Source organism: Dellaglioa sp. CoH-55-MRSF-8, from assembly GCF_056782195.1.
In genome coordinates this window covers 1-306 of sequence record NZ_JBXAYH010000156.1, presented here as the reverse complement: position 1 = coordinate 306, position 306 = coordinate 1, and the positions used below count along the sequence as shown (strand labels likewise).

1 protein-coding gene is annotated in these 306 nt (G+C 53.9%); it reads right to left on the bottom strand.

Features of this window, described 5'->3' with window-relative positions; genetic code table 11:
• Positions 1 to 83 precede the first annotated feature (83 nt).
• Positions 84 to 306, bottom strand: a 223-nt coding sequence (locus AC1RPW_RS08335) for a hypothetical protein (protein WP_481769496.1), incomplete at its 5' end; no start/stop codon positions are given.

The following is a 306-nucleotide window of genomic DNA, read 5'->3' as shown; positions in this document are numbered from 1 at the left end:
GCGTACCACGTGATCTCGATACAGGTATCCTCGAAATTTTGCCGCCCCTCGAATCAGGTCGAGTGATAGTTCATCATGCAGGTTCATTCTGGCTCCGCATCCGGGTAGTCTTCGGCATATTCGACATCTTTGCCGCTGCCGTCTTCGATAAATGTGCCACCTTCCTCGTAATCCACGGGATGGTAGCGGACCATGGTCGGCACCATGCCCATGAAGTAGGCAGTGTGAGCGATATAGCCGCTGCTGAGGCCACCCTCTTCACCCAAATCATGATCAGTTATGAACGCGGGCGCGTCGTAACTTGAC